Below are 15269 nucleotides of genomic sequence, written 5' to 3' on the forward strand. Positions count from 1 at the left end.
GTTATAATGAAATAGGATTTTGACAGGTTTGCGCAGGGGGAGAATGTCGATGCAAGAGAGACTGGATCAGATTAAGAAACAGCTTCATAACGAGAACTTTAAGCTGACCCCTCAGCGCGAAGCCACTTTACGGGTCTTGCTTGAGAACGAAGAAGCTCATCTCAGTGCGGAAGAGATTTTCATGCTGGTCAAGCAGAAAGCCCCGGACATCGGGCTCGCGACCGTCTACCGCACGTTGGATCTCTTGTGTGAATTGAAGATCATCGAGAAACTGAATTTCGGCGACGGTGTGGCACGCTACGAATTCCGTTCCGAAGACCATCCGCATCATCATCACCATTTGATTTGTCTCAAGTGCGGGTTGCTGTTCGAGATCGAAGACTTGCTCGACGATCTGGAGGAGCGCGTCGAACGCGATCACAAATTCAAGATCGTGGATCACCGGGTCAGTTTCCTCGGGTATTGCGCTTCCTGCTTGGACAAGGAAAGCAACGACTAGGCAGGTTGAGGGACGTCGCTGTAATAAACTTTGCAGACTCGTATGGAGGTTTCACTTTGTACGGGCTCTTGCACTGCTCAATATACTGAACTTACATAGGAGGCATACATACATGATCGTAGGGATTCCGAAAGAGATTAAGAACAATGAAAACCGCGTTGCCATCGTTCCGGCAGGCGTCGAAGCACTGAAACAAGCAGGTCACGAAGTTTACGTGGAAACTGACGCAGGTCTTGGTAGCGGTTTCACGGACTCTGATTATAAAAACGCAGGTGCAATCATCCTCGACTCCGCAGCAGACGTTTGGGGCAAATCCGAAATGATCATGAAAGTCAAAGAACCGATCGCTTCGGAGTACGGCCACTTCCGTCAAGGTCTCGTTCTGTTCACCTACCTGCACCTCGCTCCGGAACCGGAACTGACCAAGGCTCTCGTGGACAACGGCGTCATCGCCATCGCGTACGAAACCATCCAATTGCCGGACCGTTCCCTGCCGTTGCTCACCCCGATGTCTGAAGTCGCGGGCCGCATGGCGGTACAAATCGGTGCTCAGTTCCTCGAAAAACCGTGGGGCGGCAAAGGCATCCTGCTCGGCGGCGTTCCGGGCGTATTGCCGGGCAAAGTCGTCATCGTCGGCGGCGGCGTCGTCGGTACCAATGCAGCGAAAATGGCGATGGGTCTCGGTGCAGACGTCACCATCCTCGACAAGTCCGAAGTTCGCCTCCGTCAACTGGACGACATCTTCGGCGGTCGCGTGAAGACCCTGATGTCCAACTCCTACAACATCGAGCAAGCGGTCAAATCCGCAGACCTGCTGGTCGGCGCGGTTCTGATCCCGGGCGCACGCGCACCGAAACTCGTCAAGGAGTACATGGTTCAACAAATGTCTCCGGGCTCCGTCATCGTCGACGTTGCGATCGACCAAGGCGGTTCCGTGGAAACGATCGACCGCATCACCACCCACTCCGAGCCGACCTACGTCAAGCACGGCGTCGTTCACTACGCAGTGGCGAACATGCCGGGCGCTGTCGCTCGCACTTCGACGCTGGCTCTGACCAACGCAACCCTCGACTACGCGCTGCAACTCGCGAACAAGGGCTGGAAGAAAGCTTGCAACGACAACGTGGCTCTCGCGAAGGGCATCAACGTCGTCAACGGCCAAGTGACCTTCGAAGCGGTCGCTTCGTCCCTGGGTTACGAGTACACCGCAGTCGAAAAAGTTCTCGCATAGTGAAAACCAAGGGTTCCGCTGCGGCGGGGCCCTTCTTTTTTACCCACCCCTGTACATATAGATAGAAGAGGAGGTGGGAGCATGATCATATCCCTGCGCCAAGTATCGCGGTTGGCACGTCTGGCGGTCTACGTTGCGCTGTTCAGTTTCATCGGTTTCAAATGCCTGACCATTGTCCAAGAAATGTTCGCCCCCGAGGACAAATACCACGCGCCGGCGGGCCGTGACGCAGTGAAAGTCGATGCCGCCGCACAACAGGTCAAGGCGGAGGAGAAGCCGTTTTGGGAAGAGGCCAGAGAGCGGTTGGGCGTGTTTTATGAACTTGGGGAATAAGATTCCTTTACATAACTTTTGCACATAGGCAGGAATTTGGGGTTGGCTGACGAATTTTCAACTCCAACAGAAAGCGCTTGAAGCATGGGCAAAAGGAGTCTGCGAAATGGACAAGCTGATCGAACGATTCATCCATTACTTGGCCGTTGAGAGAGGCCTGGCTCAGAACACACTGGAGTCCTACGCTCGCGATCTCAATGCCTACATTGAGTTCCTCAAGCGAGGGGGCATCGTGGATCTGAACCAAACACGCCGGGCGAACATCATCGCTTACTTGGCGGAGTTGCAGCGCAAGGGGAGAGCGACGACGACGATCTCGCGCAACCTGGCGTCGCTTCGGGCCTTTTACGGATTCCTGTTGCGCGACGGATTGCTGGATGGCGACCCGACGGCGAACTTGGAGTCGCCGAAGATTGAGAAGCGTCTGCCGAAGGTGCTCTCCGTAGCCGAGGTCGAATCCCTGCTCGAAGGGCCGGATGGCGGCACGACGGCAGGCGTTCGGGACAAGGCGATGCTTGAACTGCTCTACGCGACCGGAATTCGCGTCTCGGAGCTCGTTTCCCTGAACATTTCCGATGTCAACCTGAACATGGGCTTTTTGAAATGCTACGGCAAAGGTTCCAAGGAGCGGATCATCCCGTTGGGGACGGTGGCGTTGCAGTCGGTCAGCGACTACGTCATGCGCAGCCGTGTGAAACTTGTGCGCAACCCCTCGGAGGAATCGCTGTTCTTGAACCACCACGGCCAACGGCTTTCTCGCCAAGGCTTCTGGAAGATCATCAAGAAGTACGCACACACCGCTTCCATCGACAAGGAAATTACACCGCATACGTTGCGTCACTCGTTTGCGACGCACTTGTTGGAGAACGGAGCCGACTTGCGCGCCGTTCAAGAGATGCTCGGACACGCCGACATCTCGACCACTCAAATTTATACGCACTTAACCAAATCGCGCCTCAAGGAAGTTTATGCCAAGGCGCATCCTCGGGCCTAATAATGAATACTTGATCTGCACAGGAATCGTCATGGGCGGTTCCTGTGCTTTTTATGGAGTGTGAAGGCATCGTGACGGTTTTTTGGCTTGGAGTTGTACTGGCGGCTCTGGTCGTGGCTCTTCTCGTGGACGTGGTGTTTGAAACTCGCTTCCCGAAGATCGTCGAAGTGACGATTGCCACGCCGAAGTTGCAGCGCGGGCAGGAGTTGCGGATTCTGCAAGTGACAGACATTCACAACCTGCCGTTGACAGAGGATTTTTTTGAAAAAATGGCGGGGACGCGGCCCGACCTGATCGCCATGACCGGCGACTTGATCGACGGGGCGCACCGCTCGTTTGATCTCGGGTTCGCGCAGATGGAGCGTTTGAAAGCGATGAACCCGCATGTGTTTTTTGTGACCGGCAATAACGATTGGGAGAGCAAGCGGTTTGAAGCGTTGATGGCGGGACTTCGTGAGCGCGGGGTGATCGTGTTGGACAATGCCTCGACGACGCTTGAAACTCCCATAGGCGAAATTCAAATTGCGGGGGTGGACGATGCCTGCACGTGGCACCAGAGCGTGCCCCAAGCGATGGAGGGCATCGTGCCGGACGAGCGTTTTTTCCTGTTCCTCTCGCACGACCCGATGGTGATCCGGCGCGGGGGCGAGGGCGTGTTCACCGCAGACTTGATTTTGTCCGGGCACACACACGGCGGTCAAGTGCGCTTCCCGCTGTTGGGTGCGTTGTACGCACCGACGCAGGGGCTTTTTCCGAAGTATGATCGCGGGTTGTTTCCGTTGGAGTCGGGCACGCAACTCTACATCTGTTCAGGACTTGGCACGTCGCGCATCCCGGTTCGCTTTTTGAACCGCGCGCAAGTCACGATTTTAAAAATTGTGGGCGCGTAACCCCCACACCGAACTCCGGCGATCCGTACTTCTGTATCAGCAGCGATTGAGAAACACCCACTTTTTCCCCCTCAACCCCATTGAATAGAGAAAAAAGCCTTGGGCCGCAACAGGCGGCGACCCAAGGCTTTTTTCCATTTGTGGGGGTTTGGGGTTGTCAGACATCTAACCTTTGCGGTAAGTTAAGGAAGTAGGGGTACACTAATCAGCATGAAATCCAATTTTCGGAGGTACATAGAGATGGCATATACTCGCATTGTGACAATCGTATTGGACAGCGTAGGCATCGGGGAAGCGCATGATGCTCCCGCTTATGGCGATGTAGGAGCCAACACCATCGCCAACATCGCGAAAGCAGTCGGCGGTTTGAACGTGCCGAACCTGGAGAAACTCGGTCTCGGCAAAATTCATGAAATCCAAGGCGTCTCCGCTTCTGTAGATGCGCTTGGCAGCTTCGGCAAGATGGAGGAGCAATCGGCGGGCAAGGACACCACCAACGGTCACTGGGAGATGATGGGCGTCAAGCTCGACAAGCCGCTTCCGGTCTACCCGCACGGATTCCCGCCGGAGATCATGGACGAATTTGAAAAGCAGATCGGACGCAAGACGCTCGGCAACAAACCGGCATCCGGCACCGAGATCATCGCAGAACTGGGCGACGAGCACGTGCGCACCGGCTACCCGATCGTCTACACTTCGGCAGACTCCGTGTTCCAGATCGCGGCGCATGAGGAAGTCATTCCGCTTGAAGAACTGTACAAAATGTGCCACATCGCGCGCGAACTGCTCGTCGGCGACCATGCGGTCGGCCGCGTCATCGCACGTCCGTTTCTCGGCAGCGACGGCCACTACACCCGCACCTCGAACCGCCACGACTATTCCCGCGACTTCGGGCGTACTGTGTTGAATGAGATGGACGAGAAAGGCCTCACCGTCGCAGGCGTCGGCAAAATTTACGACATCTACGGCGGCTCCGGCGTTAACGACAAAGTCGGCACCAAAAACAACATGGACGGCGTCGACAAAACGCTCGAGATGATGGCGAAAGTGGAAAAAGGCTTGATCTTCACCAACCTCGTCGACTTCGACGCGCTGTACGGCCACCGCAACGACCCGGAAGGTTTTGCAAAAGCGATTGTGGACTTTGACAAGCGTCTGCCGGAAATCCTCGACGCGATGCGCGAAGACGATCTGCTGATCATGACCGCCGACCACGGATGCGACCCGACCACCGAAGGGACCGACCATACCCGTGAGAACGTGCCGCTGCTCGTCTACGGCAAAAAAGCAAAGCAAGGCGTAGACCTCGGCCTGCGCACCTCGTTTGCCGATCTCGGCGCGACCATCGCAGAGAACTTCGGTGTCGACGGCACCGGCTTCGGGGAGAGCTTCCTGAAATCCATCGTCCAATAACAGGGGGAGATCGAATGTCTCTGCTACAGAAAATTGAGCAAGCCAAGCAATTCATCCAATCCAAACTCACCGACCGTGCGCCGCGCATCGGACTCGTTCTCGGGTCGGGACTCGGCGTGCTGGGAGATGAAGTGCAAAACCCTGTCGTCATCCCGTACGGCGAGATCCCGAACTTCCCGGTCTCGACCGTCGCGGGCCATGCCGGTCAATTGGTGATCGGCGATCTGTCCGGGCAACAAGTGATTGCGATGCAAGGACGTTTTCATTTTTATGAAGGGTGGAGTTTGGAGGAAGTCACGTTCCCGATCCGTGTCATGAAAGCGCTGGGCGTCGAGATCATCCTCGTCACCAACGCGGCGGGCGGCATCAACCCGGAGTGGAACGCGGGCGACCTCATGCTGATCTCCGACCATCTGAACTTGACCGGACGTAACCCGCTGATCGGCGCCAACGAAGCTGACCTCGGGCCGCGCTTCCCGGACATGTCGAACGGCTACGACAAAGGCCTGCGCGCCAAAGCACACGAAATCGCCAAGGGGCTTGGCATTGAAATTCGGGAAGGCGTGTACGTGGGAGTCTCCGGCCCGTCCTATGAGACACCGGCGGAGATTCGCATGTTCCGAATCATGGGCGGCCATGCAGTGGGCATGTCCACCGTGCCGGAAGTGATCGTGGCAAACCACGCGGGGCTGAAAGTGCTCGGGATCACCTGCATCTCGAACATGGCGGCGGGCATCCTCGACCAGCCGCTGACCCACGAAGAAGTCATGGAAACCACGGAAAAAGCCAAAGCGAACTTCATCAACCTCGTCAAAGCGATTGTGAAAGAGGTATAAACACACCATGAGAATGTATGACATTATCCATAAGAAACGTGACGGAGAAGCCCTGACCCAAGCGGAAATCGACTTTGTGATCAAGGGCTTCACGGACGGCTCCATTCCCGATTACCAGATGGCAGCGCTTTCGATGGCGATCTTCCTGCGCGGCATGAGCCCGGAGGAAACCGCGCATTTGACGCTCGCCATGGCTGCATCGGGTGACCAGATCGACCTGAGCCAAGTCCAAGGGGTAAAAGTTGACAAACACTCCACCGGCGGCGTCGGCGACACGACCACGCTCGTCCTCTTGCCGTTGGTTGCGTCTGTCGGCGTACCGGTTGCCAAAATGTCCGGGCGGGGCCTGGGACATACGGGCGGCACGATTGACAAGCTGGAATCGATTCCGGGCTTCTCCATCGAGCGCACCAAGGAGCAATTCATCGAGCAAGTCAACACCAAGGGTGCAGCGTTGATGGGCCAAAGCGGTTCCATCGCCCCGGCGGACAAAAAACTGTACGCCCTGCGCGATGTCACCGCGACCGTTGACTGCATTCCGCTGATCTCTTCGTCGATCATGTCCAAAAAAATCGCCGCCGGAGCCGATGCGATCGTCCTCGACGTCAAGACGGGCGAGGGCGCTTTTATGAAGACGCTCGACGGGTCGTTTGCTCTGGCCGAAGCGATGGTCAACATCGGAGAGAACGTCGGCCGCCATACGATCGGTGTCATTTCCGACATGGACCAGCCGCTGGGCTTTGCGATCGGCAACGCGCTTGAAGTGCAAGAAGCGATCGACACGCTCAAAGGCCACGGTCCGGCAGACCTGACCGAACTTTGCCTCGTGCTCGGTTCGTACATGGTCGTCGCGGCAGGCGGCGCAGCGACCGCCGAGGAAGCGCGCGAGAAGCTCACCGAATCCCTGTCCAGCGGTCGTGCGTTGGAAACCTTCAAGACCTTCTTGAGGGCGCAGGGCGGCGATGCATCCCTCGTCGACGAGCCGACCCGACTCCCGCAAGCAGCGAAAAAAATCCCGGTGACGCTCCCGCGCACCGGATTCGTCTCGCGCATCCACGCCGAGGAAGTCGGCACCAGCGCCATGCTGCTCGGTGCGGGCCGCGAGACCAAGGAATCGGAAATCGACTTGGCGGTCGGCATCGTCCTGCACAAAAAAGTCGGCGACCGCGTCGAAGCGGGCGAAGCGATTGCGACCCTCTACGTCAACGACGAGCGCAAAGTGGCAGAAGTCACGGAACGCCTGCAAGCGGCGTATGAACTGTCCGAGACGGAACCGCCGCAGCACCGCTTGATTTTTGGCGTTGTCACGCAGGCGGGGACGCAGCGTTTCGCCTAAGGGCTTTGAAGTATAGGCATCTGTTGGCAAGGCAACACTAGCCGTATAGGGGGTGAAGCCGATGCCAGCAGGAGTAAAATGCCAAGTTGAAGAGTGTACGTACAACAAGGAAACCAAGTGCGTTGCGGATGCAATCGAAGTTGTATCCAACGGGAACGCAATCGTGGGAACCGACAAAGGTTCCATGTGCGCAACGTTCGAATACCGCGAACATTACCGCGCGGATTCCGGCCTCAGCAAAGAGGAATACCGCGAACGTTACGATGGGAATTCTCCTTCCCACTAAAAAGAAACCCCTCCGCGTAGAAGCCGGAGGGGTTTTTTGCTAGGCGGTTTTTTTCTTGAGCAGGGCAAACGGTGCCCAGAACAGCAGATGCATCGCCAGCGCCACGCCTTCCAGCGACAGGAGGTACCACGGCCACGGACCGAGCACGTCGAGGATCGAGGCGTTGGACGGCTTGTGCGCGAGGAACATGTAATTGCCTCCCGTGAGCAAGTCGAGCCCGTACACGACCAGCGCGAGGACGTTCAGAGCGGCGAAGGAGCGCCAGACCGAGCCGAACGTGGGGCGGTATCTCTCGACGAAGACCATGAAAAAGCACGCGACCACGACCGCGCCGTGCCCGATGAAGAATTCAAACGTGCGGAAGTGAGGAAACGCATAGTTCCCGAGGTCCGGGGTCAAGAGCGCTTGCAGAGCGCCTCCAAGTCCGGCGAGGAACATGAATTCGAAGAGACGATAGCTTTTGCTGAGCAACATGAGGATGGCGAGGAGGAGCGAGATTGAGCAGAGCTGCAAGGGGAGGGAGAAATCGAGCGTCCAAGCCCCCTCGTAAGCCTGCCAGGACTCAAGCGAGATTTCGCACAGGAGCAAGAGAGCGGCGAGGACGACGCGAAACCGGAGGTTCGCGGAAGGCCCGCGCAGCTTTTTTCGATAGATGTAGGTGAGGAGGACGGCGGCGAGGATCAGGAGCAACGCGAGATCGTGATGCCAGTCGAACAAGATGAAGGGATGGTCCAGCCCGTGGATACTCCAGTTCGGGTTCATACGCACGCTCCTAAGTGGTGGATATCTCCAATTTTACTACAGAAGTTCGGAATTGTTCCATTTCCTTTTTTCAGGATAAAGCAGGGGTTCTTGACGCAATCTACATATGCCAAGAAGAAACTGTATGTATCGGGAGGAGTCAACATGTCTCTTAGAAACTTTGTAGGGCGCAACGCGATGGCGCTTCTGTGTGCAACCACCCTCATGATGGGCTCAGTTGCTCCGGCCTTCGCAGATGAAAAACAAACCGCGAAACCGACCACGCAAGTCGACCTCGCGAAACAAGCCACGTCGGCGGTCCTGATGGACGCCGCGACGGGGGCCGTCCTTTTTGAGAAAAACAGCCACCAGAAATTGCCACCGGCGTCTGTGACCAAGGTCATGACGATGCTTCTGATCATGGAAGCGGTCGACGCGGGGAAAGTGAAATGGACCGACAAGATCAACACGTCCGACTACGCCGCGAGCATGGGGGGATCGCAGATCTTCCTGCAACCGGGCGAGCAGATGACGTTGGAGGAAATGCTCAAGGGCATCGCGATTGCTTCGGGGAATGACGCGGCGGTGGCGGTAGCGGAGCATATCGCAGGGTCTGAAGAAGGCTTCGTGCAGTTGATGAACGAGCGCGCGAAGGAGCTCGGGTGTGTGGATACGAGCTTCTCGAACGTGAACGGGTTGCCGACGGAGAACCACTACACCTCGGCGCACGACTTGGCGATCATGTCGCGCGAGTTGGTGAAGCATGAGGAAGTGACGAAGTTCACGGGGTCTTATCAAGACTACCTGCGTAAGGACAGTGAGAAACCGTTCTGGCTGGTGAACACGAACAAGCTGGTGCGTTTCTACCCGGGCATGGACGGGATCAAGACCGGGTTCACGGGGGAAGCGAAGTATTGCCTGAGTGCTTCGGCGAAGAGGGACGGGTTCCGTGTGATCGCGGTGGTTATGGGTGAGCCGACCTCGCCGGTGCGGAATGCGGAGGTTTCGCAGTTGATGGACTTTGCGTTCGCGAACTACCGCTCTGAAGTCTTGTATCAAAAAGGCCAAGAAGTTGAAAAAGTCGAGATCGACAAAGGCGAAGTCCCCGTCCTCCCGCTCGTAGCCGGAGACACCGTCGGCATCCTCATGAAAAAAGGCGCGAAGAAGGAAGAGTTCCAGAAGGAAATCGTGCTGAATGAAGTGAAGGCTCCTGTGAAAAAAGGCCAAGTCGTCGGCAGCATCGTGATCAAGCAAGGCGGGAATGAGATTGCGAAGACCGATTTGGTTGCAGGGGCGGACTGCGGGGAAGCGGGTATGTGGACGCTGTTTAAGCGGACTGTGAAGTCATGGTTTACTTTCGGGGGGTGACCTTTTAACGGGAACCAGTGAATTTTTCGAAATCTGAGAAGTTTTCCCTTCTGTATTTTTCATAGCACGACATCTAAAGTTTTGACAAAAAAAGTGTAGACCTAGTATTTCTACACATCCGAAAGCCGGAATGTTTTTCCGGCTTTTTTGTTTGGCCAATAATGAACTATAATGAGAATAGCTGGATATAAAGGAGTTGATAAAATGGCTGATTTCAAACTGAAATTACTACAACGCGAGTTAGATATCATCACTAAAAGGTTATCTAGTTCTGTTACTTATACAGAACTTCTAAATTGGTTGGGGAATTTTGAAGAAAACGAAAAAGAATACGTATTAGAATTGCTGAGTTTATTTGATTACATCACTTCGGATGATATTTTTGAGAGGTACTATGAACATTTTAGTACTATTCTTAGTCGAGAAAATGAAAAGAAAATAGTTGTTCATCCTATCGGTAAATATGGTAAGAGTGGAACTGCAATGATGTATTATGCCAAAAAGGCAATCGAAGAAACAAAGCAAAAAGATCGATTCGATTTTGTTTATGATATAAAAAATTATATTGATGGACTAGAGAGTTTGGATGGCATTGTATTTGTATTTATCGATGACATATTCGGTAGTGGTGATTCGACGATTGAATATTTTAATGAAAGAATTCGTGATGGTGTAAATTCAAAGTCGGAACAAGCGACAATTTATTTTGTTTCAATAATAACAATGAGTAATGCAAAAGGTATTATAGAACAATCAGTTCCTAGATCAATCATACTAACAGAAATACGAGAAAAGGTTTTTACTGAAGGGATTGGATTGATTGAGAGAAAAGAAAGAATTAGAAAAATCAAAGATATTTGTAGAAAATACGCAGAGAAGGGAGGGAAATTATATTTAAAAGATAAAAATTTCAAACCGTTTGGTTACAAAGATTCACAAGCCCTTATTGCTTTCTCTTACGGAACTCCTAATAATACTATCCCGATTTTTTGGGGTAATCGACAAGGATGGTTTCCGTTATTTCCACGATTTTTATCTAACAAAGTTTCGCGTAGAAAAGAGTATCGACGAGAGATCGCACAATGGATCAGCATTGCTAGAATTTTTGGAGAAGATGCGTTCGTTACAAAGACAGTTGATGAGATGAACAGAACCATAGAATACATCGGTAAGGATAATTTTCAACTTTTCGCAGTAATAAAGTTTTTATTAGAAAACAATGACATTCCAGTGATTTGTCAAAAGTTAGGGATATTTGAGTCTGAATATCAAAAAGTCATTGCAATCGGAAAATCAAGAGGGTACATTAGTGAGAGGGGAACTGTTAGTGATCTAGGTTTTGCAGAATATACTCGGATTCATGATCTTGTCACAAAGGAATCAGAGAGTTTCGAAGGAAAAAAGCCGCGCTTCAAAGATGCTTCTTCTTACAAGCCTATCACATTTCGAGGGTTTAAATGACGCTGGTTAGAATGTGTTCACATGTGTGTGAACTCTGAGTTGAGTATACTCAGATGATATTTTGAAGTAACTGTAAAGTGCAGCCCAACGGCTATCGCCGGGGCGCTGCACTCGCCTTCGCTCGTGAAAGAATTTCAAGTTTTGAGTAACTAGTGTACGTGACCCTCGAAATGATGATATAAATGTGAGTGTGATCCTGTGAACCAGTTAGGTTTAGACAAAGAACTTGAAATGTATTCAAATGTTTTGATGGATAGTGGGTTACCTGTTATCTATTCTTTGAAACACTTCTCATTAATGGCTGGTGTAGACAGAACTAGGTTATTACGTATTACCGAACAAAGGGATCGGAATTATCATAGGTTCCTTTTGGAAAAAAGAGCAGGAGGTTTTCGCGAGATTCTAACGCCTAAACCTTTATTAAAAAGAATTCAGAGATTGATATACGTAAATATATTGGCTACTGTTGAGCTGGATCAAAGTTGCTTAGGTTTCCGAGAGGGTAGATCCATAAAGGATAACGCGCAGATTCATGCCAATCAAGACGCCGTAATGAAAGTAGACTTGTATAGGTTTTTTGATACGATCTCTGAAAAACGGGTTTATGGAATGTTTAAAAGCCTCGGCTATCACACTAACCTATCAGTTGATTTTGCGAAACTTACTACGCTGCATCCATCTGAACAGTATTACTTAGAAATTATGAATGATAAAAATTTGCCGGATCATTATCCTGATCCACATTTTGCTAGATTACCTCAAGGAGCACCAACAAGCCCGGTGATCTCAAATATTATTGCACGTAATCTTGACTTTCGGTTAAGAAAACTTGCTGAAAAACTGGGAGTGAATTACTCCAGATATGCAGATGATATAACTTTTTCTGGAGTTTTAACCAAGTTGCCAAAAATTCATCTGATTAACGATATAGTTAGGAGTGAGGGTTTCTTTATTAATGGATCTAAAATATCTTTGCGAAAGAAAGGTACGAAACAACTTGTAACTGGGCTAACTGTATCAAATGGTGTTCATGTTCCTAAGAAGTATAAACAGGAAACCTGGAGGCATTTGTATTACTCCAAAAAATACGGTGCTAAAGATCATTTAAGACGAATTGGAAAAACGGGGATTTCAGGATTTGAGGAGTGGCTCTTGGGAAGAATTCATTTTATTAGATCAATAGAACCAGAAGTTGGGGATGCAATGTTAGAAAAATATGAAGTCATTGATTGGAGTTTGATTTAATTTCATGCATTTCGAATAGACGTAAAGGAGTAGAAGCTTTGATCTCAAAACCATAAGATTCCACGTAAAAGTATTTGGGCGATGGAGGCTTTGGTCAACTATCGAAATGAAATTTCATTTTAAAATTCCTACAAACTCGGGCAGAGTGTCCGGGTTTTTTTTGTTCAGAAAAGTCGTGATCTGACTATTTATTACCTGTCTATATCCCACCAATATAGCGAAATTTGGCTCTGAATGAAGTGAAGGCTCCCGTGAAAAAAGGCCAAGTCGTCGGCAGCATCGTGATCAAGCAAGGCGGGAATGAGATCGCGAAGACCGATTTGGTTGCAGGGGCAGACTGCGGAGAAGCGGGGATGTGGACGCTGTTCAAGCGGACTGTGAAGAACTGGTTTACGTTTGGGGAGTAAAGTAGGAATCGGCATTTTCTTATAAAAAGAGATGACCATCATGCAGAGTATGAGTTCTGCACGAGGGTCATCTTTTTGTTTTGTGAATTGATCAACTAACTTTTCTCCTTCTCCATTTGAATGCACTTATTACTAGGAGTCCAATAACTATAAAACCCGCAGTGATCCATGTAAAGCGGTTGTTGGTAGGTGGTGTCTGTTCGGGAAGATTGCCTCCCGAACCAAATTGAGATTCTCCTTGTTTCTGGTTGATAAGGTCCGCTTCGAGATTCTCTTTGAGGGCCTTTTCAATTTCGGAAGCGGGTGAAACTTGGATAGGATTTACTTTGTTGAGTTTTACATTGCGGTTGCCGGACAGATCAGGAATTGCTACTTCTTGATTTTTAACAGTTCCGACTAAGTAACGTACATTTTTATCCACGACAAGTGTCGGCTCTACCTTTGATGCAACATAGTCATCAAATTTCTCCCAACTGGCTAAGAAATTCTTCGAATCTCCGCCTACACGTTGGAGGGCATAGTTGCCGTTTTCTTTGCCGATGATGATCGAAGTGACTGCCTGTCCGTCCTTTTCTAATAGAAACTCCCATTCTTGTTCCGCCTTACTCACGGACAGCAGTGAATGGGTAGTTGATTTTCTCAATTTCTCAACATCAATAGAGTGTATTTGCAAACCAGGCCCTAAAGTTAGCTGCTCAACTTCCTCTTTATTGGAAAGACCAACATCAGTGGGAGAGAGTGAAAGCAATTTTTTTGCCTCCACTACACCATCCGTTTGTGCGAACTTCTCAACTTCTGTGGACACCTGAGAATGAATGCTCGCATAAATCGGTTGGGTCATGGTTACAGTCAAAAATCCGCACAACAAAGTCACATAAAAAAGTTTTCTCATCCTATTTCAACTCCCATTATTTATATGCCCATGCATCTTTGAGCCCACCGATCCAACTGTGCCGGGAGTCATCTACGAACGAAACATGAGATGTCCAATAAGCATTTCCGTCTCCGGGGTCCATATATCGCACTTGGTCTGTTGATGTTTCTGTACTCCAGCCGATGAGAACAACAGCATGAGAGCCACCAGTCTTCCAGTTCCAGCCACTGAAGATCGGTTTGTTCCCGTTTATTTGCGCTTGAATATCGCTAAAAAACAACGCCCCATTAAATGAGTTCGTGGATACACCATAGTGATAAAGAGCGTTTTGAGCCTGAGTCCCTGTTGCAGTATTATTCGGAGCAGTTGTCGTTCCAAACACGTAGTTTACAATATCGGATTGTGTTTGACCCCAGTATCCGTAGTGGGCGAGAATTGCATAATCGTCGGCAGCCCAGCACCAGTTGGATTTGAGTTGTATTGAGTTGCTCCAATTGCTTACAACAGAATAGGCTGCATGAACTGGTGAAGCTGTCGAAACGGGGATCAACACTGTTGCGCTCAAAATGGCTAGCAATCCTTTCATCGGTTTAGATATTCGTGTTACATTCATAGTTAACCTCCTGAATGGAAAGTATAATTCCTTCACCATATTACAACAGTTGTAAAATAGATTCAATTCAATATTTGTGTTTGATCTATAAATAATAATATAAATAATCGTCATATTGTTTGTCTTGAACGAAGTCAAAGCCTCCGTCAAAACAGGACGGGTGGGCGGCAACAAAAGCTTTAATCGAAAAACGCATGGCGCGAAGTTTGAACTTGAAGCAAGGGGACATGCTGTCTGTCGCCATGACCAAAGAGCAGCATCAGGTGTATACCAACAGTTGGCGAGATTGTAAAACGGGGACAAGAGTATGGCGTATTCTACGAAAAAGAGTGGTCGAAGAAAGAGATGGACGGCGCAGAATACCTGATGATTTTTACAACCAATCAAATTGATGAGCCGCTCGTCGACAATCCAAACACCCATTACAGACCCAAGAGTGAATCCTGTAAAAAGTACGTGGATCAGACATCTGATTTAAAGATCAAAAAGAAATATGCAGGGAAATGGGATTTTTATTTCCCGTACGAAATGGAATTCGCCGTGTCGCCGTCCTTGCGCGAACTTTTCGAAGCGGAAGGAATCCAAGGGATGTCCTATCGACCGATCTACACCAATCGGGTGGCAATTGGTGGTCACGAAAGAAATGCCTCCGGTTCATGAGTTGACGGGTTCAACCGTTCAAGTGAGTACTGGGGTGGCGGCTATTACCCGCGCCCGCTCCTCATCGTGACCCAACGCGTCC

17 protein-coding genes are annotated in these 15269 nt (G+C 50.8%); 14 read left to right on the forward strand and 3 right to left on the reverse strand.

The features are described 5' to 3' along the window. Positions 1-49 precede the first annotated feature (49 nt). The 9 genes from fur to JJB07_RS13025 all read left to right on the forward strand — a co-directional run bounded on the left by fur (position 50) and on the right by JJB07_RS13025 (position 7818). On the forward strand, positions 50-499 hold the full coding sequence (gene fur, locus JJB07_RS12985; RefSeq protein WP_201635679.1) for a ferric iron uptake transcriptional regulator: 450 nt from the start codon (positions 50-52) through the stop codon (positions 497-499). 112 nt (positions 500-611) lie between these two features. Beyond that, positions 612-1730 (forward strand): alanine dehydrogenase, encoded by a 1119-nt coding sequence (gene ald / locus JJB07_RS12990; protein ID WP_201635681.1) that lies wholly within the window; start codon positions 612-614, stop codon positions 1728-1730. Positions 1731-1811: 81 nt separating this feature from the next. Continuing rightward, positions 1812-2063 (forward strand): DUF4227 family protein, encoded by a 252-nt coding sequence (locus JJB07_RS12995; protein ID WP_201635683.1) that lies wholly within the window; start codon positions 1812-1814, stop codon positions 2061-2063. Between the two features lie 106 nt (positions 2064-2169). After that, positions 2170-3057, forward strand: coding sequence for a site-specific tyrosine recombinase XerD (gene xerD, locus JJB07_RS13000; RefSeq protein ID WP_201635685.1), 888 nt, complete (start codon positions 2170-2172; stop codon positions 3055-3057). 71 nt (positions 3058-3128) lie between these two features. Continuing rightward, entirely contained in the window at positions 3129-3947 is an 819-nt protein-coding gene (locus tag JJB07_RS13005; RefSeq protein ID WP_201635687.1) for a metallophosphoesterase, read from the forward strand. Between the two features lie 240 nt (positions 3948-4187). After that, positions 4188-5360: a phosphopentomutase gene (locus JJB07_RS13010; protein WP_201635689.1), complete on the forward strand. Its 1173-nt coding sequence runs from the start codon at positions 4188-4190 to the stop codon at positions 5358-5360. A 14-nt stretch (positions 5361-5374) separates the two neighbouring features. Then, positions 5375-6196, forward strand: coding sequence for a purine-nucleoside phosphorylase (locus JJB07_RS13015; RefSeq protein ID WP_201635691.1), 822 nt, complete (start codon positions 5375-5377; stop codon positions 6194-6196). Between the two features lie 7 nt (positions 6197-6203). Continuing rightward, positions 6204-7532 carry a pyrimidine-nucleoside phosphorylase gene (locus tag JJB07_RS13020; RefSeq protein WP_201635693.1) on the forward strand — a complete coding sequence of 443 codons (1329 nt, stop codon included), beginning with the start codon at positions 6204-6206 and terminating at the stop codon, positions 7530-7532. A gap of 61 nt (positions 7533-7593) precedes the next feature. Then, on the forward strand, positions 7594-7818 hold the full coding sequence (locus JJB07_RS13025; protein ID WP_201635695.1) for a DUF1540 domain-containing protein: 225 nt from the start codon (positions 7594-7596) through the stop codon (positions 7816-7818). A gap of 39 nt (positions 7819-7857) precedes the next feature. Here JJB07_RS13025 and JJB07_RS13030 read toward each other — a convergent pair whose 3' ends face one another. Next, positions 7858-8580 (reverse strand): YwaF family protein, encoded by a 723-nt coding sequence (locus JJB07_RS13030; RefSeq protein WP_201635697.1) that lies wholly within the window; start codon positions 8578-8580, stop codon positions 7858-7860. Positions 8581-8724: 144 nt separating this feature from the next. Here JJB07_RS13030 and JJB07_RS13035 point away from each other — a divergent pair, with 144 nt between their 5' ends. From JJB07_RS13035 to JJB07_RS13050, 4 genes are all read left to right on the forward strand, one after another. After that, the gene (locus JJB07_RS13035) at positions 8725-9927 is read left to right on the forward strand and encodes a D-alanyl-D-alanine carboxypeptidase family protein (protein WP_430727226.1); all 1203 of its coding nucleotides are present in this window, start codon (positions 8725-8727) and stop codon (positions 9925-9927) included. Positions 9928-10131: 204 nt separating this feature from the next. Beyond that, on the forward strand, positions 10132-11388 hold the full coding sequence (locus JJB07_RS13040; protein ID WP_201635699.1) for a phosphoribosyltransferase-like protein: 1257 nt from the start codon (positions 10132-10134) through the stop codon (positions 11386-11388). 198 nt (positions 11389-11586) lie between these two features. Further along, positions 11587-12633, forward strand: coding sequence for a reverse transcriptase domain-containing protein (locus tag JJB07_RS13045; protein ID WP_201635701.1), 1047 nt, complete (start codon positions 11587-11589; stop codon positions 12631-12633). Positions 12634-12872: 239 nt separating this feature from the next. Next, on the forward strand, positions 12873-13040 hold the full coding sequence (locus JJB07_RS13050) for a hypothetical protein (protein WP_347338357.1): 168 nt from the start codon (positions 12873-12875) through the stop codon (positions 13038-13040). A gap of 91 nt (positions 13041-13131) precedes the next feature. On the opposite strand, the gene JJB07_RS13055 is transcribed toward JJB07_RS13050, so the two are convergent. Both JJB07_RS13055 and JJB07_RS13060 read right to left on the reverse strand, forming a co-directional pair. Next, positions 13132-13932, reverse strand: coding sequence for a hypothetical protein (locus tag JJB07_RS13055; protein WP_201635705.1), 801 nt, complete (start codon positions 13930-13932; stop codon positions 13132-13134). Between the two features lie 16 nt (positions 13933-13948). Continuing rightward, positions 13949-14527 carry a papain-like cysteine protease family protein gene (locus tag JJB07_RS13060; RefSeq protein WP_201635707.1) on the reverse strand — a complete coding sequence of 193 codons (579 nt, stop codon included), beginning with the start codon at positions 14525-14527 and terminating at the stop codon, positions 13949-13951. Between the two features lie 345 nt (positions 14528-14872). Here JJB07_RS13060 and JJB07_RS13065 point away from each other — a divergent pair, with 345 nt between their 5' ends. Further along, positions 14873-15187 (forward strand): hypothetical protein, encoded by a 315-nt coding sequence (locus JJB07_RS13065; protein ID WP_201635709.1) that lies wholly within the window; start codon positions 14873-14875, stop codon positions 15185-15187. Positions 15188-15269: the final 82 nt, after the last annotated feature.

Origin of the sequence: Tumebacillus amylolyticus, assembly GCF_016722965.1 — a bacterium.
GTDB classification, from domain to species: domain Bacteria; phylum Bacillota; class Bacilli; order Tumebacillales; family Tumebacillaceae; genus Tumebacillus; species Tumebacillus amylolyticus.

Excerpts from the sequence above, each read along its gene's own strand:
- fur (WP_201635679.1), top strand. The coding sequence starts at position 50 with ATGCAAGAGAGACTGGATCAGATTAAGAAACAGCTTCATAACGAGAAC.
- ald (WP_201635681.1), top strand. The coding sequence starts at position 612 with ATGATCGTAGGGATTCCGAAAGAGATTAAGAACAATGAAAACCGCGTT.
- JJB07_RS12995 (WP_201635683.1), top strand. The coding sequence starts at position 1,812 with ATGATCATATCCCTGCGCCAAGTATCGCGGTTGGCACGTCTGGCGGTC.
- xerD (WP_201635685.1), top strand. The coding sequence starts at position 2,170 with ATGGACAAGCTGATCGAACGATTCATCCATTACTTGGCCGTTGAGAGA.
- JJB07_RS13010 (WP_201635689.1), top strand. The coding sequence starts at position 4,188 with ATGGCATATACTCGCATTGTGACAATCGTATTGGACAGCGTAGGCATC.
- JJB07_RS13015 (WP_201635691.1), top strand. The coding sequence starts at position 5,375 with ATGTCTCTGCTACAGAAAATTGAGCAAGCCAAGCAATTCATCCAATCC.
- JJB07_RS13020 (WP_201635693.1), top strand. The coding sequence starts at position 6,204 with ATGAGAATGTATGACATTATCCATAAGAAACGTGACGGAGAAGCCCTG.
- JJB07_RS13025 (WP_201635695.1), top strand. The coding sequence starts at position 7,594 with ATGCCAGCAGGAGTAAAATGCCAAGTTGAAGAGTGTACGTACAACAAG.
- JJB07_RS13030 (WP_201635697.1), bottom strand. The coding sequence starts at position 8,580 with ATGAACCCGAACTGGAGTATCCACGGGCTGGACCATCCCTTCATCTTG.
- JJB07_RS13035 (WP_430727226.1), top strand. The coding sequence starts at position 8,725 with ATGTCTCTTAGAAACTTTGTAGGGCGCAACGCGATGGCGCTTCTGTGT.
- JJB07_RS13040 (WP_201635699.1), top strand. The coding sequence starts at position 10,132 with ATGGCTGATTTCAAACTGAAATTACTACAACGCGAGTTAGATATCATC.
- JJB07_RS13055 (WP_201635705.1), bottom strand. The coding sequence starts at position 13,932 with ATGAGAAAACTTTTTTATGTGACTTTGTTGTGCGGATTTTTGACTGTA.
- JJB07_RS13060 (WP_201635707.1), bottom strand. The coding sequence starts at position 14,527 with ATGAATGTAACACGAATATCTAAACCGATGAAAGGATTGCTAGCCATT.
- JJB07_RS13065 (WP_201635709.1), top strand. The coding sequence starts at position 14,873 with ATGGACGGCGCAGAATACCTGATGATTTTTACAACCAATCAAATTGAT.